This is a genomic window from Brevibacterium spongiae (genome assembly GCF_026168515.1).
In the GTDB taxonomy this organism is placed as follows: domain Bacteria; phylum Actinomycetota; class Actinomycetes; order Actinomycetales; family Brevibacteriaceae; genus Brevibacterium; species Brevibacterium spongiae.
Genome location: NZ_CP093443.1, coordinates 3,533,353 through 3,560,052, shown reverse-complemented (window position 1 = coordinate 3,560,052; position 26,700 = coordinate 3,533,353). Strand labels below are relative to the sequence as shown.

The window sequence follows — 26,700 nt, the reverse complement described above, 5'->3', positions numbered from 1 at the left end:
GACACTTCTGAGCTCAGGAAATGTCCGATTGCGACCTACTTTCGGAATGCACTGTCCATTGGCGACCACTATTCGGAGAAGCCGGCCGGCTACCGCCTTGCCCGATGCGTCCGGATCGCCTCGGCCACGGAGATGGCGTCGCCTTCCGGGGCGTCGGACTTCCGGTCCGGACGTGCCGTGAAGAGATAGATGAACCCGACAGCCAGCACAACGACGAGGCCGATGAGCACGATCCAGTCGGCGAAGAACGACCCGGAGTCACCGGGCAGCGACAACAGGATCATCGCGAAAACTCCGTAAGCAAGCGCCGCGATGTTGACGACGATGCCCCAGCCGCCCAACGACCACGGTCCTGCTGGTTTCCAACCCTTGACCCTCTGCCGCAGCGCGCCGAGCACGACCATCTGGAAGGCCAGATAGATGCCGAGGATCGCGAACGAGGTCACGGCCACGAGGATGCCGTCGTTGAACCAGATGAGCACGCAGATCAGGGCCGGTGCCGTGCAGGCGACGATGAGCGCATTGTGCGGGATCTTCGTCCCGTCGGTGACCTTCGACAGCCACCGGTGCCCGGGCATCATGCCGTCACGGGCGAAGCTGAAGATCAGCCTCGACGCGGCGGCCTGCAGGCTGAGCACGCAGGAGATGAACGCGAGGATCGCAACGAGCAGGAAGATCTTCGCACCGACATCGCCGAGGCTGCCGGCGAGGATCGCAGGGATCGGGTCGGCGACTTCACCGGCGACGATCTCATCGAGGTTCGGTGCCGCCAGCACATACCCGCCGAAGGAGAACAGGGCCGAGATCGCGCCGACGAAGATCGTCATGAGCATGGCCTTCGGGATTCCGCGAGCCGGGTTCGAAACTTCCTCGGCGACGTCGCCGCAGGCTTCGAAGCCGTAGAAGAGGAAGAGCCCAGCGACGGCGGCACCCAGGAACACGGGCAGATAGCTGCCGTCGCCGGCGGTGCCCATGGTGTCGAAGAAGACGGAAAAGCTGTGCTTGCGTTCGAAGATGAGCAGGAACAGGCCGAGACCGATGACGCCGATGAGCTCGGCGAAGAGTCCGATGCGGGCGATTCGGGCCAACCACTTCGTGCCCGAGAAATTGATCGCCAGTGCCAGCACGAGCAGAACCAGAGCGAGGACGAGGGTGGTGGTGCGGTTGAGCTCGAACCCGAACAGGCTCGCGAGGAATCCGGCCCCGAACTCCGACACCGAGGTGATCGTGACGATGAGTGCGCAGATGTAGACCCAGGCTGCCATCCACGCGTAGCGCTTGCTCCACAGACGTCGGGCCCAGGGGTAGATGCCGCCGGCGATGGGGAACTGGGAGACGACCTCGCCGAAGACGAGGGCGACGAGCAGCTGACCGCAGGCGACGATGACGATCCACCAGATCGACGGTGGGCCTCCCGTGGACAGTGCCACGGCCAGCAGGGAATAGACGCCGACGAGAGGGGAGAGGTAGGTGAAGCCGAGGGCGAAGTTCGCCCACGGGCTCATCGACCGCTCGAACGAGTCACCGTAGCCGAGGACAGCAAGGTGGTCGGAGTCGGAGAGGTGGTCCCCGGTGCCGGGGCGGCCCGGGGAATTGCCGGCGCCCGAAGAGTGATGGGCGTCGGAGAGATGGTCGGACATGGTGATGTTCCTTCATTCGAATCGTCGTTGATTCCGTTTCCGTTCGTCATCGTAACCCCGATTCCCCGCCTCACGGCTGACTGCGATTTCATCCTCGCGGCGGAGGTGCCGGGCGACGCCCCGTCATAGCGTGGAATCACAGGCACGGACCACCGACGAACCGGCGCCCCGTGCAGGAGCAAGGAGGAACCGTGAACACGCAGACGCAGAGCCAGGCAGGATTCGCCGAGGCGACCGGACCGACCGGGACAACGCCGACATCCGACCCAGCACCCCACCCGCCCGGAGAGGCGGACCCCATCGCTGAGGCCCGCCCCACCACCGAGGCGGTCGATGCGAAGGGCCGTCCGCTCGCCGTCGTACCTGCCCGGGTCCCTTGGCTCGAGCTCGGGATCTTCGCCGTGCTCGCCTTCGGCCTCGCGTGGCTGGCCTGCCTGCCGCTGTGGTTCTCTGAGAAAGGGATCGGTGACCCGGTGCTGCTGTTGGCCTGCGGCAGTGCCATGATGTTCACCCCGCTCATCGCGAGCATCGTCGCCTCGATCGTCCAGCGCCGACGTGCCCGCACCAGGGGAGAGACCCTGGCCAGTGCACCCCGCTACTTCGGCTTCTGGCCGCTGCGTCCTTTCGGGCGGGTCATCTGGATGACGGTGGCCGCCTTCTTCGGGATCATGGTGCTCGTCATCCTCGGCTACCTCCTCAGTGCGGCTTTCGGGTGGCTGAGCCTTGATCTCACCGGGTTGTCCGGGTTCAAGGCACAGGCAGCTACGTTGCCCGGCATGGACTCGGTGCCGACCGCGGCCGCCATCGCCGTCTATCTGGGGCTGATGCTCGTCAGTTCGTTGACCAACATCTTCGTCACCATCGGTGAGGAGTTCGGCTGGAGGGGCTGGCTGCTCACCAGCCTGCGGCCTTTGGGAACCTGGCCGGCGCTGCTCATCATCGGTGTCGTCTGGGGACTGTGGCACTCGCCGCTCATCCTGCTCGGCTATAACTTCGGCCGCCCCGACATCACCGGCGTGGGCTTCATGGTCGGCGGATGCATCGCAGTCGGTATCCTCTTCGGCTGGCTGCGCCTGCGCACGGGTTCGGTCTGGCCGGCGGTCTTCGCTCACGCCGCACTCAACGGATGCGGGGCCATGCTGCTCGGGTTGTTCGTCGACGCCGGGGCGCAGACGCCGGACCCTGCCCTCGTCGCCTTCCTCGGGGTGGCCGGGTGGATCGTCTCTGCCGTTGTCATCGTCGTGCTCGTCCTCACCGGCCAGTTCCGCAAGCAGCCGGAACTGGGAATCAAGAAGCCGAAGACCGGCACCGCGGCCGGCCTCTGAAATTGAGGCTCGGCCCCGGCGTCCGTTAGGCTCAAAACCCGATCGACGGGAACCCTCACACCTCTTAGGAGCATAATGACTTTCGGACCATCGCTGCTGCAGACTGCAGGACGCATGCTCACCGCCCCGATCTTCATCAGCGGAGGACTCTCCGCCGTGAAGGACCCGGCAGGAAAGGCGGCGATGGCCGAGTCGACGCTCGACACGATGCGCGAATACGTGCCGGGCCTCCCCGATGACAACGAACTGCTCGTGCGCATCAACGGCGGAGTGCAGATCCTCGCCGGTGCCACCCTGTTCTTCGGCATCAAGCCGCGGCTGTCCGCGCTGGCGCTCGCCGGATCCCTCATCCCGACCACTCTCGCCGGACACTCGTTCTGGGAGATGGAAGGCGGAGAGGCGAAGGCCCATCAGACGCAGTTCTCGAAGAACCTTGCCGCTCTCGGCGGTCTGATGCTCATCGCCGGATCCGGTGACAACAGCAAGGCGATCGAGAAGGCGGCGAACAAGGCTGCCAAAAAGGCTGCGAAGAAGGCCGAGAAGCGCGCCCTCAAACAGGCCTGAGAACCTGCACCGTCTCGGGAAGCCCCTGGAATTCGGCGCAGAAACGCCTATGCTCGAAGCATGGCCAAGGCACTTCTCATCGTCGACGTCCAGAATGATTTCACCGAAGGCGGCGCGCTCGGCGTCACCGGCGGCGACCGCGTGGCCACGGGCATCACGCGCCACCTTGCCGCACACGCCGGCGACTACGATGCGATCATCGCCTCCCGCGACTGGCATGACGCCGACAGCGACAACGGCGGTCACTTCAGTGACAGCCCGGACTTCGTCGACAGCTGGCCGATCCACTGTGTCGCCGGCACGGCTGGTGCCGAATTCGACCCCCTGCTCGACACCGCTCCCATCACCCACGAGGTCCGCAAAGGTCAGGGCCGACCCGACTATTCGGCTTTCCAAGGAACCACGGGAACGGGGAGCCGCCTCGGCGAGCTTCTCACCGATCTCACCATCACCGAGGTGGACGTCGTCGGCCTCGCCACCGACCATTGCGTCCGCGCCTCCGCCCTCGACGCACTGACCGCGGGAGTGGCCGTCCGAGTCCTCGCCGACCTCGTCGCAGGCGTCGGGGAGGACTCGAGCGCGGCGGCCCTGACAGAGGTGGAACAGGCGGGCGCCACCCTCGCATGAACGGCTGATCAATCGCTGCCCCCACCACTGACTCTCCACCCTGAGAAAAATCATCGTCCCAGGTCACAGCGTTTTCTCCATCGAAAGTTGCAGATGGAGTCTGAACTCTTTTGCGATGTTCTCCAGCCCATAGATTGATGGACTGGAGTCATGAACTCACCACTGGCGAAAACCGCACACACGCTGACATCGAAGCGCGGTTCGTGGCTGGTCCTCGGCGGGGTCGTCGTCCTCGTCGTCCTGCTCTTCGGGCTCCTGTCCGGGGCAGGGGAGGACCGGCCCAACGAAACCGCTCCGGCCGACTCCGAATCCACTCAGGCCCAGCAGACCCTCGACAAGTTCCCCGAGGCGGACAAGCAGTCCGTCATGGTCGTGGCCTCGAACAAGGACGGCTCCGAACTGTCCGCCGACGATCAGGCCGAACTGAAGAAGCTCGGCACCTCGCTCGGCGACTCCGTCGGAGACGAATCCACGGACCCCGTCACCGGGCCGATCCTCAGCGACGACAAACAGGCGGCGCTGCTCATGGTCCCCATCACGGTGGGCATGACGAACTCGGACACCGCCGAGACCGTCGATGACCTGCGCACTGCCATCACCGACGATCCGACCGCCTCAGGACTCACCGACGCGGGCATGTCCCTGCTGGTCACCGGCGGTCCCGCGATCGGCGCCGACATCGCCTCAGCGTTCAACGGCGCGGACTTCACGCTGCTCATCGTCACCATCGTCATCGTGGCGCTGCTGCTCATCATCACCTACCGATCACCGATCCTGTGGCTGCTGCCGCTCATCGTCATCGGCACCGCCGACGGGCTCGCCTCGACCGTGACCGCGGCCGTCGGCGACTGGCTCGACCTGCAGTTCGACGCGGGCATCATCAGCGTCCTCGTCTTCGGCGCCGGCGCGAACTACGCACTGCTCTTCATCTCCCGCTACCGCGAGGAGCTGCGCCGGATCGCCGACCACCGCATCGCGCTCGCCGAAGCCTGGACGCACACCGCGACGACGATCCTCGCCTCGAACCTCACCGTCGTCCTGTCCCTGCTCAGCCTCGTCTTCGCGATCATCCCCGGCACCCGCGGCCTGGGCATCACCGCCGCAGTCGGCCTCCTCATCGCTGCCGCCGCGGTCCTGTTCGCCCTGCCTCCCGTGCTCGCGATCTGCGGGAAGAAGATGTTCTGGCCCTTCATCCCGAAGGCCGAGGAGAACACGGATACCCACGCCGAGGCGGCCAAGCCTTCGATCTGGCGCACCATCGCCACCCGCGTGGTCCGCAAACCCGGGCTCCACCTCGGTGCCGGAATCGTCATCCTCGGTGTCATGGCCACCGGTTTCATCGGGTCCTCGATCGGACTCGACCAGACCGAGAAGTTCCGGGTCCAATCCGAATCGGCGCAGGGCCTCGACGTTCTGTCCGACCACTTCCCGCCCGGCGAATCGCAGCCGATCTGGATCGTCGCCGATACTGACCACGCGGACCAGGTCGTCGACTCGGTCAGCGACATGGACGGCATCGTGCGCGCCTCGGCGATCGAAGACACGAACGTCGACGGCACCTCGGTCACGAAGATCATGGCCACCGGCGAATTCGAGCCCGACAGCGCGAAGGGACTCGACCTCGTCAAGGACATCCGCACTGACGTCCACGCCATCGACGGAGCGAACGCCCAGGTCGGTGGGGCTGCGGCCACGGAACTCGATGCCCGTGACGGCAACCAGGCGGACTTCTTCACGATCGTGCCGATGATCCTGGCGATCAGCTTCATCATCCTGCTCGGCATCCTCCGAGCCCCGATCGCGGCGTTCACCCTGCTGCTGGTCAACGTCGTGTCCTCGGGAGCGGCGATCGGACTCGGCGCCTTCCTGTCGCGGTTGATCTTCGACCAGTCCGCCCTCGATGCGCAGGTGCCGATCCTCGCGTTCCTCTTCCTCGTAGCACTGGGCATCGACTACTCGATCTTCCTCGCCCACCGTGCGAAGAAGGAGTCGGTGATCCACGGCGGACGCCAGGGAATGATCGAGGCCGTCGCCCACACCGGCGGTGTCATCACCAGCGCTGGCATCGTCCTGGCCGGAGTGTTCGCGGCCCTGGGCATGCTGCCGCTGATGGTGCTCGGTCAGCTCGGACTCATCGTGGGAGTCGGCGTCCTCGTCGACACGCTCATCGTGCGCACCGTCATCGTGCCCTCGATCTTCGGACTCGTCGGCAACCGGATCTGGTGGCCGAACAAGGCGATCACCCACTTCGATGAGACCGCGAATTCGGGTGCTGGTGCGGCTGCGGGTGCTGGCGCGGCTGCGTCGGCCGGCACAGGGCGCGACGGGGACTCCACCCATCTGCTCGCCGCAGAGGAATACGCGCACTCGGGTTCGGGATCGCACAGCGGTTCCGGATCCCACCACGGCAAGCACTGAGTCTGTGCGCACTGAGCCGGCAAGCTTCGAGTCTGTGAGCTGAGTCAGCGAGCCGGTGTGAGCAGAGAAGGCCCGGGCCACGATCGCCCGGGCCTTCTTCTGCGTCCACATCGGCGTCACGCGTCTTGCGCCCCACTTCCGTTCCGGAGTCGCGCATATTTCACCGCACCAGGGGCTCGGATGTGGTTGAGTTGGCGGGGAGGATCATGACAGAACACGATCACCGCTTCGGCACCTTCGCCGCCGAGGCGGAACTGGAGGAAGGCGGACGAGTGGGCGCTCGCAAGTGGACGGAACGCACGATGGAGTTCGGTCAGCACGCCATCGCGCTCGTCCTCATGCTCATTTCCGGTATCCGCGCGGTCTCCGGCGGCGCTCCGCTGCTGCCCACCGTCGCTGTGAGCGTGGTGTTCCTCGCCTGGTACGCACTCGGTGCCGTCCGCGCGGCTCGTACGGGAGCACTGGTGCTGGCGAAATGGTGGCTCATCGTCCTCGCCGCTGCGTGGCTGTGCACCCTGCTCGTGTCCGCCGAGTTCATCTGGGTCGCCTTCCTCCTCTGGCTGCTCGCCGGCCACCTGTTCTCCCTGCGCATCGCCGTCGTCTTCACCGCGCTGACCTATATCGCGACGATCGTCGCCCCGCTCGCGCACTATGGTCAGGTGCCCACGCCGAGCATCATCGGCTCCCTCATCGGCGCCGTCTTCGCACTCGGGCTCTCCCGCGGCTACATCGAACTCCTTCGTGAGGGCCGTCGCCGCGAGGAGCTGCTGCGCTCCCTTGAGCTCGCCCACCAGAATCTGCTCGACCTCCAGGACGAGCTCGCCCTGACTCAGCGTCATGCCGGCGAGATCCAGGAACGCACCCGCGTCTCCCGGGACATCCACGACACGATCGCGCAGTCGATCTCTTCGATCCGTCTCATCGCCCACGCCGAGGCGGAGCGCACTACCGATGACCATGCCGGGGAGGTCCTCGCCCAGGTCGAGGACCTCGCTGCGCAGAGTTCCCGCGATGTCCGCCGCATCATCGCCGCTCTTGCCCCGGCCGAACTCGAGGATGGGGCGCTGACCGCCGCGATCCGCCGACTGCTCGCCCGGCTGGAAGAGGACAGTTCGATCAGCGGTCGTCTCGACATCGACGAGACCCTGCCGACCCTGTCCGCCGAGGCGGAGGTGGCACTGCTGCGAACCGCACAGTCGGCGCTGGCCAATGTCCGCCAGCACTCGCAGGCCAGCCGGGTGCTGGTCAGTCTCATGGACCTCGACGGGGCGATCAGGATGGACATCGTCGATGATGGGGTGGGCATGGCCGACCCCGAGAAACGACAGCGGAACCCGGAGTCGGGTTTCGGCCTCGGCTTCATCGCCTCGAGGATGCGCGAACTCGGCGGGGAGCTCGTCATCGAATCGACCCCGGGGTCCGGTTTCGCAATCTCCGCGACACTGCCCAGCCAATCCCAGCTGCACACTCGGGGTGAAGGGCTCAGCACCCCTGTCGGGGACACGGTCGCGGACACGGCTGGCCGCCTCGGCGAGGGTGACCACAGCCCGCGCAAGACCACGGACACAGGAGAGAACGCATGAGCATTCGAGTGATCCTCGTCGACGACCATCCGGTCGTGCGGGCGGGTCTGAAGTCCGTCATCGATGCCCCGGACAACATCGCCGTCGTCGGTGAGGCCGGCAGCGGCGAGGAGGCGCTGACGATCGTCGACGACCTTGCCCCCGATGTCGTCCTGTGCGACTTGCGGCTGGGGGAGGGGATCGACGGCATCGAGGTGACGAAGCGGCTGCGGGCGAAGGAGAATCCGCCGGCGGTGCTCATCCTCACCACCTTCGACCTCGATTCGGAGATCATCGCGGCAATCAATGCTGGTGCTTCGGGGTACCTGCTCAAGGACATCGACCCGGGCGATATTTCGATGGCGATCGAGAAGGCGGCGAAGGGTGAGACGTATATGCCGCCGGAGATCTCGTCGAAGGTCTTCGCCGCGATGCGCAATCCCGGCCCGAAACTGACCCGCAGGGAACGCGATGTCGTCAAGCTGCTGGCCACCGGCGCCTCGAACGCGCAGATCGCTCAGGAGCTCTTCGTCACCGAGGCGACCGTGAAGAGCCACCTCGTCAACGTGTTCACAAAGCTCGGCGTGGACTCGCGGGCCCGCGCCATCCGCGTCGCTGAGGACCAGGGGCTCGTGTAGGGCTGGTGCTGCAGTCGGATCGATCGGGGCAGCAGCTGTCTCAGTCGTCGACTTCAGGTCGCAATCGGACATCGGGCGGCAAATATAGGTCGGTATCGGATACTTTCTGAGCTCAGTAGTATCTGGTAGCGACCTATATCTGCGGGAGCACGCCGCTGGCCGATGAGCCGGGAATGGATGAGTGGACTACCCATGGAGTGAGGCGAAGAGGTTGCCGCATATGATCGAGCTATGAATCGGGGTATGAGCAGGAGAAACGCATCATGAAGCGGATGTGGGCAGGTATCGCAGCGGCAGGCCTGATGGCCCTGAGCGGGTGCAGCGACAGCACCGAGAAAGCAGAGGGAACACCGTCGCCGACGACCACCCCGACCCTGGCTGAGCCAGTCGAACTCGACTACTACGCGTCGGTGATCACCGACAACGGATCAGATCTGGCGCTCGTCGGGGATTGGATGAGTCAGAAGCTGCGAGTCGTCGACGCCCAGGGCGAAGAGAAGTGGAGCATCGACTCCAATGTCAACGAGGACGACGGCGGCACCGAAGCCTACTCGGCAGGCGAGAACGTCATCGTCCACGACTTCTCGGGTACGACGACGGCCTATTCGTGGGCTGACGGCCAGGAAGTCTGGTCCTTCGATCTTCCCGACGCTGAGAGCTCCTGCCGCCCCGCACATTCCTTCGGATCGCAGTCGACAAGCGGCGGAGACCGCCTCGGCGAGGGGGACCTCATCCTGCTCGAGAACAACTGGATGGACCCCGAGGGAAACTGCGCTTCCTCCGCCGAAGAAGACGCCGTCGTCTACGCACTCGATCCGAAGACGGGGAAGGAAGCCTGGCCGGCGCTGTCGCTGGGTGAGGGCGGGGAGACCTTCGGCGGTCGCCTCATCGAACTGGCACCCGACCGCAAGTCCGGGGTCATGTCGTGGATGGACGGGGACGAGTCGATGGTCACGCGGGTGAATTTCGACGACGGCTCACACACGTCCATTCCCATCACCGAGGCGCGCAAGATCGATGACACCGGAGCCGACTACTTCACCGTCTACCCGACAGCCGATCCCAGCAACCTGACGTACGTGTACGGGGCGATGGACGGAGACGATCCGATGAGCTCAGCAATGACACGAGCGGCGACATTGAGCGTCCCGACGGATCTCAAGGCATCGGATTCTGCCACGCTGCAAGCGCCCGATCAGTCCGTGGACGTGAGCATGGACAACACCTTCGACGCCGTGTGCAGCACCGAACTGGCCTTCACCGCCGAAGGAAAGCCAGCGTGCCTGCAGACTCAGCTGTTCGCCTCGGCGGTGAAGTACCAAGGATCGGACGGCTCAGCCGAGGGTTGGTACGACGACGCTCCTGAGGCGGCGGTTGCTGTTATCGGCAGTCGTGGCGGTCCGCAGTGGGAGCCAGTCGACAATGGCGATCAGGCTCTTCTCATCGTTCCGGCCCCACAAGACGGGATCGCGGCACTCGATGCCGCAACCGGCAAGTCAGTGTGGACGACCGACGGACCGCGCCTGCGAGACGAAGGCGAACCGGGCTACTGGGGCGGGCAGGGAGTGCTGCCTGACCTCGGGCTGATCGTCGTCACCGACAACAAGAAGACAACGTTCTTCGAGGCGAAGACAGGCAAGCCGGTCAGCGACCATCCGGCCGGGGACTATGCCGACCTGAGCACGAGCGGGCGTTTTGCGATCGCGACCAACGAGGACACGAGCACGATGTGGGCTGTGATCGAAGCCTGACCACCGGCTGCCGACGCCGGAGTAAGGTGAATAACTGATTGGTAATGATCTGTGGCGTCACGCCTGGTGAGGGGCCCGGGCGTACCAGCAGAAGCGGAGGTCCGCGCTCAGATCGGGCGAGTTCGGCTACGGGGTTTCATCTCCTCCGGGTAGTCTGTTCCCTGCACATCGGACGGCTGTGCCCATGCGCATAGCCGTTCCGGACGAGACACACGACGCCAGTGAGACAGTGGAGGTGACATGGCAGGCGAAGACGAGATTCTCCCGCCCCGGCCGGTGACCCCACCGAACCGTCGCATCGGAGCTCTGTCCGGCAATACGAAGGGCATCAGCAACGCCGTCAACGCACCTGCTGTCGACGCACCCTCCGAGGCGGCCCCGGACGAACCAGAGGCCCCGGACGAACCCACGGACGCGGACTCCCAGCAGCTCCCAGAGCCGCAGGGTCCCGCAATCGGGCATTCCCCGACGTCGCCCGCCGCAGCCGATGAGACAGACGAGGACGACGATGCCGCCTCGGTGCCGGACATCACTCTCCCGCACGTCGGAGAACTCGCCTCGGCGAGCGAAGACGCCATCGTCGACCCCTCCGAAGCGGTGCTCGAAAGCATCGACCTCGACACCTGGAAGTGGCCGGAGTTCTTTGCCTTCGCGCTCACGCGGATGCAGGAGATCTTCCCGACCGGCGGGATCCCGCGCGGCATCGGACCGGTGCGCGAATACGTCACCGAGGACAACGACTTCCGCCCGCTGACCATCGACCGCGAGCGGTGGCCGGCGATCGATGAGGACTGGACCACCGTCGGCGACGTCCTCGCCAACACCCACACCGACGCCTGGCTCGTCACCCGCAACGGGATCGCCCTGGCCGAGGAATACGCGTGGCCGATGAAGCCCGCCCGCCAGCACATGCTGTTCTCCGTGAGCAAGTCCATCGTCGCCGCCGTCATCGGCGCGCTCGCGGATGCCGGGCTGCTCAGTCCCGCCGACCTCGTCACCACTCATGTGCCGGCCCTGGCGAAGAGCGGATACGCGGGAGCCACCATCCGCGACCTGCTCGACATGCGTTCGGGCATCAAGTTCTCCGAAGAGTACCTTGAGAAGGGGTCGGAGATCCGGGCGCTGTTCGAAGCGGTCGATTTCGCGCCCCGGTCGGCCACCTCGGCGAAGGGAATCAAGAACTTCCTCACCGGGCTGACCAGCGATCGCGAACACGGATCGGCCTTCGTCTACCGCAGCTGCGAGACCGACGTGCTCGCCTGGATCGCCGAGGCGGTCACCGGCCAGCCGTTCTCCATCGTCGCCAGCGAATACGTCTGGTCGCGGATCGGCGCCGCGCACGCCGCCCAGGTCTGCCAGGACCGGTGGGGCGGATCGATCGCCGACGGCGCCATCAGCGCGACGATCCGCGATCTGGCCCGCTTCGGCGAGATGATCGCGCGCGGCGGCACGACTGCCAACGGCGAACGGGTGCTCTCGGCCGAGTGGGTCGAGGACATCTTCACCGGTGCCGCGGATTCGGCGAAGGTGTTCGCGGCGTCCCCGTCGGGGCGGTCGTATCCGGGCGGCATGTACCGCAGCCAGTTCTGGCTGCCCTCGGCCAGCCGCGACGTCGTCATCGGCATCGGCATCCACGGTCAGATGCTCTACATCGACCGCGCCACCCAGACCGTCGGCGTCAAGCTCTCAAGCGATCCCGAACCGGTGAGCCTGGCCGCCCAGCACGGAACCTTGGCCATGTTCGAGGCCATCACCGAGGCGGTTGCCCCGGAGGCGAGCGACACCATGCAGCCGGCCTCCACCGAGCCAGCCCCCACCGAGGCGGTCGCCCCGGTCGCGGCGGCTGCCCCCGCCGAAGCGGCACCAATCGATACGGCCAAAACGGTCGCACCCGAGGCGGCACCGGTCGATCCGAGCATCGGCACTCCGGAAGCCGAAGCACCCGAGGCCATGGCTGCCGAAGTCGGGCCCGCGGCTGCGGCAGTCCCCGCCGAAACGCAGGCGCCGCCCGTACCCGGTATCGGCGTCGCCCCGCTCATCGGCCAGAGCACGCTCTACTGAGCCGTCGGCCAATCGATGGCCGCCCCTGTCGCCTCAGGCGTGTCTACTCACTGAACGGTGAAGCTCGCAGTGTGAATTCGCAGACGCTGCGCTGCTGCGAGCAACGCGGACTGACTGAGGAACCGTTCGCGGCGGTATCTATACGAGGGTTGTCCAGTAGTCCCAAAAGCGGTGGGCAATGAGACCTGCGATGAGGAGGAACCAGCCCGTCAGAATCGGCCCCCGGTACTCGCACAGCTCAGTGATCCAAGGCTGATCTCCCCCGACCGCACGGAGATTTCGGACCGTGGTGCAGACGAACAGCGGAATCGTCACAGCCCAGACCACCATGCAGTAGGGGCACAGCGCACTGATAGTGTAGAGGCTCTGATAGATCAGCCAATGCACGAAAACGACCGCGAACGTCATGCCAGCCTGCACTCCGGCCCAATACCATCGCGAGTACCGGCCACCGGCGAGAACCCCGGCACCGATCGCGAAGACGATCGCGAAACCTGCAATACCGATGATCGGATTCGGAATGCCGAATGCCTCGGCCTGCTCAGTTGCCATCACCGACCCGCAGGACAGGACTGGATTGACGTCACAGCTGGGAATGTAGTCCGGATCGGCTGCCAACGACAGCTTCTCCACCAGCAAAATGACAGCTGCGACGAGGCCGACGAGGCCGCCGACAACGAGGAGGACCCCCAAGCCGCGTGTGGACGCGATTTGTGTTCGCGCGACTGAGGTCGGATCGTCGGGTTCAGCCTTGGAGAGCGTCATCGAAGGCTTCCTCCAGGTCGCTGACGCTCTGCGGCTGCAGCCTCTCACCGTCCAGGAAGAACGTCGGTGTCCCGGTGATCCCGAGGGCCTGCCCGTCTTTCCGGCTCTGCTCGATGCGCTCAAGCGTCGTTGGATCATCGTAGGCTGCGGTGAATGCGTCCATGTCCAGACCGAGCTCTTTCGCATAGCCGAAGAACACATTGCGCTGTGACGATTCCTGGTGCCCCCATTCTTCGGCCGTGTCGAACAGGCGTTGGTACATTGCCTCGAATTCGCCCTGTTCGGCAGCGGCCTCAGCTGCTAGAGCGGCGTTGAGGGAATTGCCATGCAGGGGCATGTAGCGGACGACGAACGTCACTCGGCCATCATATTCTTCACGCAGGTTTTCGATGACCGGGTAAAGGGACAAGCACGCTTCGCACTCGAAGTCGAGGAACTCCACGAACACCGCCTCTTCACCCTCGGCCAAGCGAGGGCTGTCATCCCGAACCAGCAGATCCGCGCTTTCGCTTTCAGAGGGGACGGCCTGCTCGGGCGTCTCATCGCTGCGCCCGTTGAATGCCAGAAGAACAACAAGGACAAGAGCGGCAACGCCGATCATGGACAACGAGATCTTCACACTTCGACTCAACGCTGACTTGCTTCCACTCGGGTTACGGAATCTGGCCTGCTCGTGTCACCCTTGGGCTGAGAAGAGCCGTGGCGCTTCGATCGAGCGGCTCGGATGCCGTTGAGGATGACGACCACTTCGGCGACCTCATGGACGAGCACAACTGCTGTGAGACCGAGCACTCCGAAGAGCGCAAGCGGGAAGAGCACCACGATGATCGACAGAGCCAACGCAATATTGCCGGTCATGATCGCTCGCCCCTTCCTGGCATGGGCCAGTGCGTCGGGGATCAGTCTGAGATCGGTGCCGGTGAATGCGATGTCGGCGGATTCCACCGCTGCTGCCGTTCCGGTCGCTCCCATTGCGATACCGACGCTTGCCGAGGCAAGAGCAGGTGCGTCGTTGATGCCGTCACCGACCATCGCCGTGGGCACCCCGGAGGCACGGATTTGTTCCGCCTTGTTCTCCGGCAGCTGTTCGGCGTGGACTTCGTCGATGCCGGCCTGGGTCGCAATCGCCTCTGCGGTGCGTGTGTTGTCGCCGGTGAGCATCACCGTCGAGATGCCCTGGGTGCGCAGAGTCGCGATCGTCTCGGCTGCTTCGGGGCGCAGCTCATCACGGATGCCGATCAATCCGGCGACCCGATCATCGATCTCAACGACGACGATGCTCATGCCCTGATCGGCAAGAGCCGCTGCCTGATTTTCCATACCGTGCGGAGTGATCCACCGGGGACTGCCGACTCTCACGTGGCGCTCCTCGACGGTGCCGGTCAGACCGTGCCCCGGCAGCTCCTGCACATCCGTGGCATCGGATCGCGTCGGAGAGGCGATTCTGATCGCTTCGGCCAATGGGTGGGAGCTCGTCGATTCAATCGCCGCAGCGAAGCTCACGACCTGTGCTTCGTTGTAGTTGCCGTTGGTGCGTGTGGTCACGACGCGTGGTTCATTGCGAGTGAGAGTACCGGTCTTGTCGAATGCCACTCGGCGGATCGTGCCGAACTGCTCGAACGCGGCACCCGATTTGATGATCACACCCAGTTTGCTTGCCGATCCGATCGCGGAGATCACCGTGACCGGAACGGCGATCGCCAGCGCGCATGGTGATGCGGCCACGAGCACCACCAGAGCCCGTTCAATCCACGTTCCCGGATCACCGACGATGAACCCGAAGGCGGCGATGAGCACTGCGGCGATGAGGACGAGTGGCACGAGCGGGCGAGCGATGCGGTCAGCCATGCGTGCGCGTTCGCCCTTGTTCGCGTGAGCCTGCTCAACCAGGCGCACGATATTCGTCAGGGAGTTGTCGCGTCCATTGGCGGTGGCTTTGACGGTGAGTGCGCCCGAGCCGTTGACGGAGCCGGCAAGAACCGCGTCTCCGGGGGCGACTTCGACCGGAATCGACTCGCCCGTGATCGCCGAGGTGTCCACCCAGGACCGGCCCGAGGCCACCACTCCGTCGGTAGCGACCCGATCTCCGGCGCCGACGACGAGAACATCGAGTTCGCGCACATTAGCTGCGGGAATCGTCTCCTCGCCCGACTTGCGGGAGATTCGAGCGGTCTCCGGGATGAGTGACAGCAGCGCCCGCAGCCCCTGTCGGGCGCGGTCCATCGCGCGATCCTCAAGCGTCTCTGCGACAGAGAACAGGAAAGCCAATGCCGCCGCCTCCCCGACGTGGTCGAGGAGGACGGCACCGATCGCGGCGATCGTCATCAGCAGCCCGACGCCCAACTTCCCACGTCCTTTGGCGGTGAAGAGGCGTTTGATGGTGCCTGGCACGAACGTCCACGCGCCGGCGATCAGTCCCAGCGCGAAAGCGATCATTGCCGGAAGTTCCAGATCCGTCCAATCCAGCACCAGGCCGGTCGCCCACAGCAGACCTGAGGCGACCGGCAGTGCCAGAGCCGGATCCCTCCACCATGGCGGGATCTCCTCGTGTTCGTCGCCGCCGGGCGCCGCAGGGCCGCAGCACGCATCGACCGGCTCGGCCACGACCGGTTCGTCGGGACCGCAGCATTCCCGGCTCATCGGACCCTCGCCGATCCGGCTCCGGCCATCGACACGTCGTCGGCAAGACAGCAGCCCGGGATCGAACACCCCGGATCGGCGCACGGCTGATGCTCGTCGACTGCCAATGTGACATCGACCAGTGCCGTCAGGGCAGCAGCGAGGTGAGGATCGGCGATTTCATATCGGGTCTGCCGTCCCTCCGGTTCGGCGACGACGATTCCGCATCCACGCAGGCACGCCAAGTGATTCGAGACGTTCGTCCGGGTCAGGTCCAGGTCGCGGGCCAACTGCGCCGGGTAGCCCGGCTTGTCCAGGAGCGAGAGCAGGATCCGCGACCGCGTGCCATCTGCCATCGCTCGACCCAGGCGGTTCATGACGTTGATACGAGAGGCTATAGTCAGCATATAGTGACTATACATCAGCGACTGACCTAAAAGGGCGGCTCGCTGCCGAATATCCATTGACCGGCCTGATCGAGCAAGCGGGCCCGACTATAATTCTACCGTATGTAGAATGATGGTGACCGCCTCAATGCAGCACAAGGAGTCTCCGTGCGACACGCACATCCGTCGCGATCCCGAACTCACTCTTTCGTCCGCATCACCTACTTCAGTACCGTGCTTGCGACGCTGGGCGGGTGCACCCCGGCAAAGCCAGCAGAGAAGGGAATCGAGGACAACTTCGCAGCCAACGACCAAGGATACCTCTCCGGCGCAGGAGTCATCACCCAGGTGCCCGAGGCCGACCGAGCAGGCGCTGTGGAACTGTCCGGGGAGACGACGAACGGGCAGAGCTTTGACCTTGAGGACTGGCGGGGCAGTCCAGTTGTCTTGAACCTTTGGTACGCGGCATGCCCATCATGCCGCGAAGAAGCATCGGACCTGCAGGACAGCTTCACGTCATTCAGTGATGAAGGCGTGCGTTTCCTTGGCATCAACGTCCGAGACGAAGCCGCTGCCGCCAACGCTTTCGCCCGACAGTTCGGCATCACCTACCCCCTCGACGCTGGCAAAGAAGGCAAGGCAGTGGCGGCACTGAGCGGACTGCTACCTCCACGGGCCGTCCCTTCCACCGTGGTTCTGGGTTCCACTGGCGCAGCCGCCGCCCGCGTGGTCGGCGCCGTCGATCGCTCGACCCTTAACGCCCTCATCTCCGACGTTCTCGACGAAGAGGCATCAACACTGTGACCTCGATCGGGGAGCAGTTCTCACAGATCGCCGGCTCCGGGCCGATGCTGCTGGCAGTTCCGATCGCTGTGATCGCCGGTGTCATCTCCTTCCTCTCGCCGTGCGTCCTGCCTCTCGTGCCCGGGTACATCGGCTACGTGACCGGCCTGACCGGCACATCACTCGAGGATCAGAAACCCGCTCGGGTCGTCCTTGGTGTGTTTCTGTTCATGATCGGCTTCTCGGTCGTGTTCGTCGCGATCGGACTCGTCTTCTCGCTCACCGGGGTACTCCTCAGTGCCTGGGCAGACGTGATCAATCGGATCATGGGCGCCATCGTCATCATTGCGGGAATAGTCTTCATGGGCGGTTTCTCGCTCCTCCAGCGCTCGTGGAAGATATCCCACCGCCCTCGAGCCGGACTATGGGGTGCCCCTGTGCTCGGTGGTACCTTCGCCTTCAGCTGGGCACCGTGCATGGGCCCGACCTTGGCTGCGGTTCTCGCATTGACCACAAGCTTCGGGCCGACAGGAACCGACGCCATGGTCCGGGGCGCTGTCCTGACGCTGAGTTACTGCCTCGGTCTCGGGATACCGTTCATGCTCGTCGCTCTGCTCATCATCAGGGGCGGAGGTCGCATGAAGTGGGTCAAAGAGCACCATGCCGTCATCACCCGGTTCGGCGGGGCAGTTCTCGTTGGTGTGGGACTGCTGCTGGTGACTGGCGTGTGGACGCAATGGGTCAACGGACTGCAGGGGTATATCGGCGGCTTCTCCACAGTGGTGTGAGGCGTTTTCCCATGCACTTCGACATCATGCCTGGTGGGGACCTGCCACCCGGCGCTCTGAATTGACTATCCAACGGACTCACCCTGTCACCCGGCGGGCTGCGGCTGCCCGGCGTTGGGCCGGCACCACGTGTGGCACCCTCCTGTCGACGTCGAATGACGAAACCGTAGCGGTCGGCGCGGTGACTCGGTAGCGTGAGGATCGGAACCCGACACCGATCACAGGAGGCACCGCGATGACCGACTTCTTCGACCGCGAGAACGACCGCAAATACGACAAGGCCTACAAGGAGACGACCCCCGACATCCTCAAGGCGTTCGGCGAATTCAACAATGCCGTGTTCGCCGAAGAGGGCCGCGAGATCCCGTTGAAGTACCGCGAACTCATCGCCTACGCCGTCGGCCTGACCACCCAGTGCGCCTACTGCATCGATGCGCACTCGAACGCCGCAGTCAAGGCCGGAGCCACGGAGACCGAACTGGCCGAGACCGCCTGGACCGCCTCGGCGCTGCGAGCCGGAGGAGCGTTCGCCCACGGCCGCCTCGGCTTCAAGCTCACCGGCACCCACGAACACTGAGCTCTGAGCTCCGCCTCGGTGCGGGCGGGCAGTCACGACTCAGGCCCGCGACGACCGGTCAGTCACCGACGCACACGCGCATCGATTGCCTAGACTGAGAGGCGATCATGAGCGACGAACCCCGCACCACCTCACGCAGAACACCCCGTTCGCGTCCGCACCGCATCCTGGTGTTGGCTCTGGACGGGGTGTCTGCCATGGACCTCGGCGTCCCCGTCCAGGTCTTCGGCCCCGAATCGAATGCCGCGACAGGCACCACCGGGATCTGGCCCTACCGGGTCGAGGTCTGCGGAATCTCCGCTGGCACGGTCACCGGATCGGACGGGCTCGACTATTCCGTCGATCATGGACTCGAGGCGCTGCAGACGGCGGATACGATCATCCTCCCGGGTGCCACCTCGGCGGTCGTCGAAGAACCACCCGCGTCAGTCATCGGGGCTCTGCTCTCCGCGTTTGAGCGGGGCGCGCGAGTCGCCGCGATCTCCACCGGAACCTTCGTCCTCGCTCGCACGGGACTGCTCGTGGGACGTCGGGCCACAACCCACTGGTCGACGGCGAAGGAGCTCGCCCGACGGTTCCCCTCGATCAAGGTCGACGAGAACGTCCTCTTCATCGACGAAGGACAGCTGCTCACCTCGGCGGGAGCCGCCTCGGCGGTCGATCTCTGTCTCCACCTTATCCGCAGCGATCACGGCGTCGGTCTGTCCAACCAGGTCGCACGTCGCCTCGTCGCCGCCGCCTACCGCAGCGCCGGTCAGGCGCAGTACGTGCCGCGCAGCGTGCCCGACCCGCTCGGCGACGACTTCGCCGACACCCGCGAATGGGCACTGCAGCACATCGGGGAGAAGCTGACACTCGACGAGCTCGCCGCCAACGCCGGAGTCTCCGTGCGCACCTTCTCTCGCCGCTTCGTCGAAGACACCGGCTACACGCCCATGCAATGGGTGCTCCGGGCCCGCGTCGATCTGGCCCGGGAACTGCTGGAGAACTCCGACCTGGGCATCGAACAGATCGCTGACCAGGTGGGACTCGGCACAGGTGCGAACCTGCGGATGCACTTCCAGCGCATCCTCTCGACCTCGCCGAACGACTACCGCCACTCCTTCCAAGGCTGAGGTCAGTTCCCCGCGTCGCACCGCTCTGTGTGTCAGACTGACGGTGCCAGGGCAGCACCTTCCCTTCTTCAACAGATTCGCAAAGGCGGTCCGTTTGATCTCTCCTGCAGCGGCCATGGGCATCGCCCTCGTAGAACTCGGCCTCGCACTGACACCGGGCCCCAACATGATGTACCTCGTCTCACGCAGCATCAGTCAGGGATGGCGCGCTGGCATGATGTCACTCACCGGCACTGCTGTCGGCTTCGTCGTCTACTTGGTAATGGCCAACCTGGGCCTCGCAATGGTGTTTCTCGCCGTCCCATGGCTCTTCATCGCGCTGAAGGTTCTCGGTGCACTGTATCTTCTGTGGCTGGCCTACCAGACGCTCCGGCCCGGTGGTCGTTCACTCTTCGAGGCGACCGACCTCCCAGCCGATTCGTTCGGCCGTCTCTTCCGTATGGGCCTCCTGACCAACCTGCTGAATCCCAAAGTAGCGATCCTCTATCTCGCTCTCATCCCGCAGTTCATCGATCCGTCGGCCGGCAGCGTCGTGCTCCAGGGGTTCCTGCTCGGGGCAATTCAGATTCTTGTGGGAGTGGCGGTCAACGGCGCCGTGATCCTCGCGGCAGGCTCTGTTGCGGCTGGCCTGCGGCGCCGTCCTGCCTGGGTGAAGTGGCAGAAATGGGTCACTGGAACCCTGCTCGGGGCGGTCGGGGTGAAATTGGCGATCGACGCCCCAGCACCGGCCGCCGTGGCATAACGACATCACTGGACGCCTGATGCGGACAGTGAAACACCCGCCCGTCCCGGCTGAGATTCCCCACCTCTTTCGCCCTGTATCGGTGGCCCCGATCACCCTGGCGTAAAACTTGCGACATCTGGCAATAAGTCTGGCTAAAACCTTACGTAGATTGTCTTGCTGGCCACTGTTGCAGGGTGCTGAGATCGCCCATGATGGAGATATCAAGACGAATCCCCGTGATCAAGGAGTGACATTGACTCGCATCGCCATCAATGGTTTCGGTCGCATCGGACGCAGCACCCTGCGCGCGCTGATCGAGCGCGGCAGCGAGCTCGAGGTCGTGGCCATCAACGACCTGGGCCCTGTGGAAGACCTCGCTCGGCTGCTGAAGTTCGACACCACCCTCGGGCGCTTCAACCATGACGTCGAGGCCACGGATGATGAGATCGTCATCGACGGCAAGGCCATCAAGGTCTTCGCCGAGAAGGACCCGGCCAAGCTGCCCTGGGGCGAGCTCGACATCGACATCGCGCTCGAATCCACCGGCCGCTTCACCAAGGCCGACAAGGCTCGCGCCCACCTCACCGCCGGCGCGAAGAAGGTCCTCGTCTCCGCTCCTTCGAAGGGTGCCGACGTCACCCTCGCCTTCGGTGTGAACAACGAGGCCTACAAGCCCGAGCACACCGTCATCTCCAACGCCTCGTGCACGACGAACGCCCTGGCCCCGCTGGCCAAGGTCCTCGACGACCTCGCCGGCATCGAGCAGGGCTTCATGACCACCGTCCATGCCTACACCGGCGACCAGATGGTCCAGGACGGTCCCCACAAGGATCCCCGCCGTTCCCGCGCCGCAGCCGAGAATATGATCCCCACGTCCACGGGTGCGGCCAAGGCCATCGGCCTCGTCCTCCCGCAGCTCGACGGCAAGCTCAGCGGCGACGCCATCCGCGTGCCCGTGCCGGTCGGCTCGATCGTCGAGATCAACACGACCGTGTCCCGCGAGGTCACGCGCGACGATGTGCTCGCCGCCTATGAGAAAGCCTCTGAAGGCGAACTCAAGGGCATCCTCGACTATGAGACCGAGCCCGTCGTCTCCTCCGACATCGTCGGTCAGGCCGCCTCGTCGATCTTCGACGCCGCACTCACTCGCGTCGAAGGCAAGCGCGTGAAGGTCGTGGCCTGGTACGACAACGAATGGGGCTTCTCCAACCGCGTCGTCGACAACCTCGAGTTCATCGGCAAGAACTGAACTCCACCGACGACGCCTGACTGATCTTCATCGGCGATATCCGCCGGTGACTTCGAACGTCGCCGAGGTGGTTGCTCGGTGCCGACGGATGCACCTGTGGCCTCGAACCCGCTCCGCGCGGGTTCGAGGCCACAGTCGTCACATCGGAATTCCGAGACGTCACATCAGGATTTCCGGACGTCACATCAAGATTCCCAGACAGGGATTCCCCTCGCCGAGGAGGCCCTTCGTCTGCGCTCGACGCTCAGACGTCGTCGGCGCCGGGTGTGCCGCCTTCGTCCTCCCAGCGCTCGATGGCGCGGACCTTCGCGCGGCCGAACTTCAGACGCACGCCGTATCCGCCCTCGGGGCCGTCGGGAATGAACCGTGCGCCGTACTGTTCGAGTGCAAGAATGAGGCGGCGCTCCTGTTCGGCAGTGAGGTCCGTGACTCCCTTTTCGTAGTCCTTGAGTTCGGACTTCTCGATTTCGGCCTTGTCTGCCACATGCTTGGCCGAGACCTGGCAGAGGATCCGCGTTGCGCGTGCCAGGGGGCCGTCGATGATGATCTCTTCTGTGCTCATGGCTCCACCTTGCCAGAGCCCACCAGGTGTGCCAAGACAGAGAGTCCCCTGATGAGACGGGTCATGATCGCATCACGAGAGACAAATGTGGACGTGAGTGAATCCATATCGGCAGTCAGTTCGATTTGCCTCCGAGCATTTCATGTCAGTGCCTGCAGATAGTGTTTCGGTCATGCTTCCGACAGTGGAGTCGGAGGCGAGCATCGCAGGGTGCGGTGCATGACGGAAGGTCAGAACAATGGAGATCACGACCAGAAGCATCCGCAGCTTGGCATGGAGCTGCAAAGAGTTCCTCGACGACCACGGGAAGCCGCTGTCGATCAGCTATCCAGGCAGCCTCGCGCTGTGCATTCTCGACGCGCTCTATTCGACAGGGTCCCACCCGACCGCGGTCGACAACCTCGTCAGGCGGTACATCGACCGGCACGGTGCGGCAGATGGAGCCAAGTCGCTGCGCTATTCGATCGCCGCGACGGGCGGACCGGATGCGTGGGCACGGGAGGTGATTCACAATCTCAGACCCGTCAACGTTCAGCCTGGTGCAATGCTCAGGGCTGAGGTGGTCGACCGTGCGACCCGCGTCATGGCCGACCACGGTATCGACACTGTTGACGACCTTCTGGCTGCGGTCGGAGACGAACCCTGCATCGGCCCGCGAATCAATGCGGTGGCACGGGACTGGAGGGCGCTTCCCAGCCAGAGGTCGGGGCTGTCGTGGCGGAATCTGCTCATGCTCGCTGGGTCGCCGCACTTCGACATCGACTACACGGTGAAGGGCTCCATCGACCGGGCCGCAGGGTGGTACCCGTTCGCGACCGACGACTATGTCCATGAGCTCATCGCGGCGACTGCGGACTTTCTCGATGTCGAAGGGCAGGAGATCCGACGTATCGTCTGGCAGGTCTCACGCCGTCGCCTCCTGCAGAATCCGAAACGCGAGATATGTCCTTGGCCATATGGCCTCGAACTCGAAGCGGGGGAGGGGGCCGACGCTGAGGAATGGGCATCGCAGTTCGAGCCTGAGCAACCGCAGCCGCGCCCGGGCCCCTGGGATGAGATATGGGGCGCTGCTCCGCGTGTGAGCGCCGCACCCTTCTGATACCGGATCCAATCACGGCTGAGCGGTGGGCAGATGTGAAAGCGCCCGGGGAACTCCAGCACACGTCGCCAGACACTTCGGGTCCGACGACGTGTGCCGACTCAGTGTCCTGCGTTGCGTCGGTGCTGTGCTGCCAGCCGCACCGGCGCATTCGGGGCACCGTAGCCCTGGTAGTCGCCCCGACGTTCGACCATCTCGAAGAACACCGAGCCGATCGTCGAGGTGTAGAAGTGGAGGAATTCGCCGACGTCGTCTCTGTCGTAGAGGATATTGTTCTCTCGCAGCCGCTGAAGAAGCTCGGGGGCGAGATCGAAACGGGCCTCGAGGTCTTCGTAGTAGTTCTCGGGAACGGGCAGGAAGTCCAGCCCCCGTGAGACTGCGGTCGCGGCTGCCGTGAAGATGTCGTCGCAGGCGATGGCGACATGTTCGGGGTAGCTGCCCGTCTCCGGTGATTCGGCCGAGCGCGGGGCCAGGTTGAGCGGCATCCGGATCGCCCCGTCGGAGCTCGCCATCACCTGGGAACGGATCAGGCCCGAGGGGCTGGGCACATCGTTCGAGACCTGCGCGTGGAGGGCGAGGAGGGAGGTGTAGAAGAGGACCGCCTCGTCATAGTGGTGCGCGGGCTGTGCGAGGTTGACGTGGTCGATCGCCGACCGGCGGTCATCGGGAACAGTGCCGAACTCATCGGTCCACGTCGGATCGACGCCGGTCCCGCTGCCGAAGAAGACTTCCGAGCCGTCCGGGGCGAAGACTCCGCGCAGCACTTCCTCGTCATGGGCCTGGTCGCGGGGAACCTCGGTTGCCTGGAGCAGAGTTGCCCGCTCCATAGCGGAATCGGCATCGGCCACTGCGAAGCCGATGCCGCGCAGATGAGTTCCCGAGCTGACGGGGGCGGGGGCAACTGCGGACGCGGGCGCGGGAGCGGCCGTAGCGTCTGCGGGCACAGCGCTGTCTGGATCGACGCTCACCGGGTCGATGTCGGCAGATTCGGTGACGACGATGCGAGCCTGACCGCGTCGCCACAGCTGCACATGCGGTTTCGTGCGATGGAAACCGACGAACCGAAAACCGAGCTGATGGATCTGGCGAGTCAGCGCGCCCAGATCATCGGTGTCCAGCTCGATGTAGTCGACACCGCGAGGCTCCGCGACCTGCGGCAGAGTCTGCAGATCGAGTCGCACTTGATCGCTGTCAACATGAGCGGCGGCCACATTGGCTTCGAGCCATCGCAGTGAGCGCAGACCGTCGACGGCCGTGCGCTGGGTATCGGCCTGCCTGAACGAGTCGTTGAAGACCTCGAGAGAGACCGGCCCCGCATATCCGGTGGCGGTGACGCGAGCGAGGAAGTCTGTGAGATCCCACGAACCCTCACCGGGGAAGACCCGGTGGTGACGGGACCAGCTGAGGACATCCATCGAGAGGGCGGGGGCATCGGCGAGCTGGAGGAAGAAGATCTTCTCGCCCGGGATCTCGGCGATGCGGGACAGATCCGTGCCGCGGGAGAGGATGTGGAAGCTGTCGAGACAGGTGCCGATGCGCGGATGGTCGGCGGCCCGGACGAGGTCCCAGGCCCGATCGTATTCCGAGACGTACCGGCCCCAGGCCAGCGCCTCATACGCGACATCGATGTCGTAGCGCTCGGCCAGATCGCCGAGGCGGCGCAGCTGTTCGACGACGACCTCGTCGTCATCGATGGTGGCGGTGCCGACGTTCGAACACAGCAGGATCGTATCCATGCCGAGTCGACCCATCAGCCGGAACTTCGCCTCGGCGCGCCGCAGATTGGCTTCGAACTGTGCCTCGTCGACGCCTTCGAAATCGCGGAAGGGCTGAAAGAGGTCGAGGCTCAGCCCGAGATCTGCCGCCCTGGCGGCGATCACCTCGGGGGAGTCGGGGGAGACGGTGAGGTCCTGCTCGAAGATCTCGACACCGTCGAAGCCGGCCTGAGCCGCAGCCTGCAGTTTCTCATCGAGCGTGCCGGACAGGCACACCGTGGCGATCGATGTTCTCATCGTGACCTCTCTTCGTGGATGTCGTCGATCTCTTCCAAGCTCAGACCCTTCGTCTCCTTCGCCGTCATCGCGACCAGGCCGACGACGATGCAGACTCCGGCGGTGAACGCGGCCACGGACAGCCAATTCGCACCGTCCGAACCGGCGACTGCGGAAGCGAGCACAGGGGCGAGCCCTCCGGAGACGGCGAAGCCGATCTGGGTGCCCAGGGCCAGACCCGTGACCCGGGCAGTGGTCGGGAACATCTCAGCATAGAACGACGGCCAGATCGAGTTCGCCAGGGAGTAGGCGCAGCCGGACATGATGGCACCGAAGAGGAAGATGAGCGTCCAGTTGCCGCTCTCGACCGCACCCAGGTACGGGAACATCATGAGCCCCGCACCCACGGCGCCGGTGATGAAGACGGGTTTGCGGCCGAAACGGTCAGACAGCACTGCTGCGGCCGGGATCGCAAACAGCGCGACGCCATTCGCGATGACCGAGACGAGCAGCATGGTCGAGCGTTCGAGGCCGACGATCGAGGTGGCAAACGACAGCGACCAGACGGTGAAGACCATGTTCACGGTGTTGACCATGGCGCATGTGGCCACGCGCAGCACTGCGGCCTTGTGCCAGCGGAAGACCTGCATGAGAGGCGGATTGGCGGTGCGGGCCTCCTTGAACGCAGGCGGCTCCTCGAGGCCGCGGCGGATGAGCCAGGCGGTGAGCACGACGACTGCTGAGAGCCAGAACGGCACTCGCCAGCCCCAGCTGAACAGGGCCTCATCGGGCAGGAACGCGGTGAAGGGGATGAAGACCGCGGTGGCCAGCAGGGTTCCCGCCTGAGTGCCGTGCAGCGTCCAGCTCGTCGTCCACGACCGCTTCTTCTCCTCCGAGTGCTCGAGGGAGACGGAGATCGCGCTCGCCTGCTCGCCGGAGGCCGAAAGCCCCTGGATGATGCGGCAGAGCACGAGCAGGATCGGGGCGAGCATGCCGACCTGCTCATAGGTCGGCAGGCAGCCGACGATGAAGGTCGAGATGCCCATCATGAACAGGGTGAGCAAGAGGACGAATTTGCGTCCGAAGCGGTCGCCGAGCGGGCCCATGATGAGCGCACCCAGCGGGCGGACGACGTAGGCGACGCCGACGGTGCCCATGGCCAGGAGGATCGAGATTCCCGGAGCAGTCGTCTCGGGGAAGAACAGGGTGTTGAGCACCAGTGCCGCCGCGGTCCCGTAGACCGCGAAGTCGTAGTACTCGAGGGCAGAGCCGGTCCAACTCGACAGTGCCGCGCGCAGCGGCGTCTTCGTCGGGCGGGCTTCCTTGATCGCTTCGCTCATGCGTCCTCGCATCTCTCATTCTCGTGGTCCGTCGGTGGGCCAGCGATACGGATCGTGTGTTGCCACAGTATGGCAATCATTGTTACATTGTGGTTTACAGTGTGATCGACATGACA

At 64.8% G+C, this 26,700-nt stretch carries 23 protein-coding genes; 15 read left to right on the top strand and 8 right to left on the bottom strand.

All coding sequences use genetic code 11. The annotated features are described in order from the left end of the window. Window positions 1-89 precede the first annotated feature (89 nt). Entirely contained in the window at window positions 90-1,640 is a 1,551-nt protein-coding gene (locus L1F31_RS16065) for an APC family permease (RefSeq protein ID WP_265418236.1), read from the bottom strand. A gap of 191 nt (window positions 1,641-1,831) precedes the next feature. Between L1F31_RS16065 and L1F31_RS16060 the strand changes: the two genes are divergently transcribed. The 8 genes from L1F31_RS16060 (at window position 1,832) to L1F31_RS16025 (ending at window position 12,586) form a co-directional block, all read left to right on the top strand. Next, window positions 1,832-2,965: a CPBP family intramembrane glutamic endopeptidase gene (locus tag L1F31_RS16060; RefSeq protein ID WP_265418235.1), complete on the top strand. Its 1,134-nt coding sequence runs from the start codon at window positions 1,832-1,834 to the stop codon at window positions 2,963-2,965. A 75-nt stretch (window positions 2,966-3,040) separates the two neighbouring features. After that, window positions 3,041-3,529 (top strand): DoxX family protein, encoded by a 489-nt coding sequence (locus L1F31_RS16055; protein WP_265418234.1) that lies wholly within the window; start codon window positions 3,041-3,043, stop codon window positions 3,527-3,529. 60 nt (window positions 3,530-3,589) lie between these two features. Continuing rightward, window positions 3,590-4,156: an isochorismatase family protein gene (locus tag L1F31_RS16050; RefSeq protein ID WP_265418233.1), complete on the top strand. Its 567-nt coding sequence runs from the start codon at window positions 3,590-3,592 to the stop codon at window positions 4,154-4,156. Between the two features lie 150 nt (window positions 4,157-4,306). Continuing rightward, window positions 4,307-6,574 (top strand): MMPL family transporter, encoded by a 2,268-nt coding sequence (locus L1F31_RS16045; RefSeq protein ID WP_265418232.1) that lies wholly within the window; start codon window positions 4,307-4,309, stop codon window positions 6,572-6,574. Between the two features lie 206 nt (window positions 6,575-6,780). Further along, window positions 6,781-8,157, top strand: coding sequence for a sensor histidine kinase (locus L1F31_RS16040; RefSeq protein ID WP_265418231.1), 1,377 nt, complete (start codon window positions 6,781-6,783; stop codon window positions 8,155-8,157). Further along, on the top strand, window positions 8,154-8,774 hold the full coding sequence (locus L1F31_RS16035) for a response regulator (RefSeq protein WP_265418230.1): 621 nt from the start codon (window positions 8,154-8,156) through the stop codon (window positions 8,772-8,774). Before L1F31_RS16040 ends, L1F31_RS16035 begins: the two co-directional genes overlap by 4 nt. A 263-nt stretch (window positions 8,775-9,037) precedes the next feature. Further along, complete coding sequence (locus L1F31_RS16030; protein ID WP_265418229.1) at window positions 9,038-10,525, top strand: outer membrane protein assembly factor BamB family protein; 1,488 nt, start codon at window positions 9,038-9,040, stop codon at window positions 10,523-10,525. Window positions 10,526-10,765: 240 nt separating this feature from the next. After that, on the top strand, window positions 10,766-12,586 hold the full coding sequence (locus L1F31_RS16025; RefSeq protein WP_265418228.1) for a serine hydrolase domain-containing protein: 1,821 nt from the start codon (window positions 10,766-10,768) through the stop codon (window positions 12,584-12,586). Window positions 12,587-12,724: 138 nt separating this feature from the next. Here L1F31_RS16025 and L1F31_RS16020 read toward each other — a convergent pair whose 3' ends face one another. The 4 genes from L1F31_RS16020 to cmtR are packed head-to-tail and all read right to left on the bottom strand — an operon-like array spanning window position 12,725 to window position 16,377. Then, window positions 12,725-13,351 (bottom strand): vitamin K epoxide reductase family protein, encoded by a 627-nt coding sequence (locus L1F31_RS16020; RefSeq protein WP_265418227.1) that lies wholly within the window; start codon window positions 13,349-13,351, stop codon window positions 12,725-12,727. Beyond that, the gene (locus L1F31_RS16015) at window positions 13,332-13,970 is read right to left on the bottom strand and encodes a DsbA family protein (protein ID WP_429860931.1); all 639 of its coding nucleotides are present in this window, start codon (window positions 13,968-13,970) and stop codon (window positions 13,332-13,334) included. The genes L1F31_RS16020 and L1F31_RS16015 overlap by 20 nt, the downstream gene beginning before the upstream one ends. Window positions 13,971-13,978: 8 nt before the next feature. After that, a complete protein-coding gene (locus tag L1F31_RS16010; protein WP_265418226.1) occupies window positions 13,979-15,991 on the bottom strand; it encodes a heavy metal translocating P-type ATPase in 2,013 nt (670 codons plus the stop codon). Beyond that, window positions 15,988-16,377: a Cd(II)/Pb(II)-sensing metalloregulatory transcriptional regulator CmtR gene (gene cmtR, locus L1F31_RS16005; RefSeq protein WP_265418225.1), complete on the bottom strand. Its 390-nt coding sequence runs from the start codon at window positions 16,375-16,377 to the stop codon at window positions 15,988-15,990. Before cmtR ends, L1F31_RS16010 begins: the two co-directional genes overlap by 4 nt. Window positions 16,378-16,524: 147 nt before the next feature. Here cmtR and L1F31_RS16000 point away from each other — a divergent pair, with 147 nt between their 5' ends. From L1F31_RS16000 to gap, 6 genes are all read left to right on the top strand, one after another. Continuing rightward, window positions 16,525-17,160, top strand: coding sequence for a TlpA disulfide reductase family protein (locus tag L1F31_RS16000; RefSeq protein ID WP_265418224.1), 636 nt, complete (start codon window positions 16,525-16,527; stop codon window positions 17,158-17,160). A 44-nt stretch (window positions 17,161-17,204) separates the two neighbouring features. Further along, a complete protein-coding gene (locus tag L1F31_RS15995) occupies window positions 17,205-17,927 on the top strand; it encodes a cytochrome c biogenesis CcdA family protein (RefSeq protein ID WP_429860972.1) in 723 nt (240 codons plus the stop codon). 235 nt (window positions 17,928-18,162) lie between these two features. Then, entirely contained in the window at window positions 18,163-18,504 is a 342-nt protein-coding gene (locus tag L1F31_RS15990; RefSeq protein ID WP_265418223.1) for a carboxymuconolactone decarboxylase family protein, read from the top strand. 107 nt (window positions 18,505-18,611) lie between these two features. Beyond that, complete coding sequence (locus tag L1F31_RS15985; RefSeq protein WP_265418222.1) at window positions 18,612-19,619, top strand: GlxA family transcriptional regulator; 1,008 nt, start codon at window positions 18,612-18,614, stop codon at window positions 19,617-19,619. A 115-nt stretch (window positions 19,620-19,734) separates the two neighbouring features. Beyond that, complete coding sequence (locus tag L1F31_RS15980; protein WP_265418221.1) at window positions 19,735-20,361, top strand: LysE family translocator; 627 nt, start codon at window positions 19,735-19,737, stop codon at window positions 20,359-20,361. Between the two features lie 235 nt (window positions 20,362-20,596). Continuing rightward, window positions 20,597-21,592 carry a type I glyceraldehyde-3-phosphate dehydrogenase gene (gene gap / locus L1F31_RS15975; protein WP_265418220.1) on the top strand — a complete coding sequence of 332 codons (996 nt, stop codon included), beginning with the start codon at window positions 20,597-20,599 and terminating at the stop codon, window positions 21,590-21,592. Between the two features lie 244 nt (window positions 21,593-21,836). On the opposite strand, the gene L1F31_RS15970 is transcribed toward gap, so the two are convergent. Further along, the gene (locus L1F31_RS15970) at window positions 21,837-22,154 is read right to left on the bottom strand and encodes an XRE family transcriptional regulator (protein WP_265418219.1); all 318 of its coding nucleotides are present in this window, start codon (window positions 22,152-22,154) and stop codon (window positions 21,837-21,839) included. Window positions 22,155-22,392: 238 nt separating this feature from the next. On the opposite strand from L1F31_RS15970, the gene L1F31_RS15965 reads away from it, so the two are divergent. Continuing rightward, window positions 22,393-23,253 (top strand): hypothetical protein, encoded by an 861-nt coding sequence (locus L1F31_RS15965; protein ID WP_265418218.1) that lies wholly within the window; start codon window positions 22,393-22,395, stop codon window positions 23,251-23,253. Window positions 23,254-23,354: 101 nt separating this feature from the next. Here L1F31_RS15965 and L1F31_RS15960 read toward each other — a convergent pair whose 3' ends face one another. Together L1F31_RS15960 and L1F31_RS15955 are read right to left on the bottom strand one after the other, a co-directional pair. Beyond that, window positions 23,355-25,265, bottom strand: a complete 1,911-nt coding sequence (locus L1F31_RS15960) for a bifunctional sugar phosphate isomerase/epimerase/4-hydroxyphenylpyruvate dioxygenase family protein (protein WP_265418217.1) — start codon at window positions 25,263-25,265, stop codon at window positions 23,355-23,357. Continuing rightward, window positions 25,262-26,584, bottom strand: a complete 1,323-nt coding sequence (locus L1F31_RS15955) for an MFS transporter (RefSeq protein WP_265418216.1) — start codon at window positions 26,582-26,584, stop codon at window positions 25,262-25,264. The genes L1F31_RS15960 and L1F31_RS15955 overlap by 4 nt, the downstream gene beginning before the upstream one ends. Window positions 26,585-26,700: the final 116 nt, after the last annotated feature.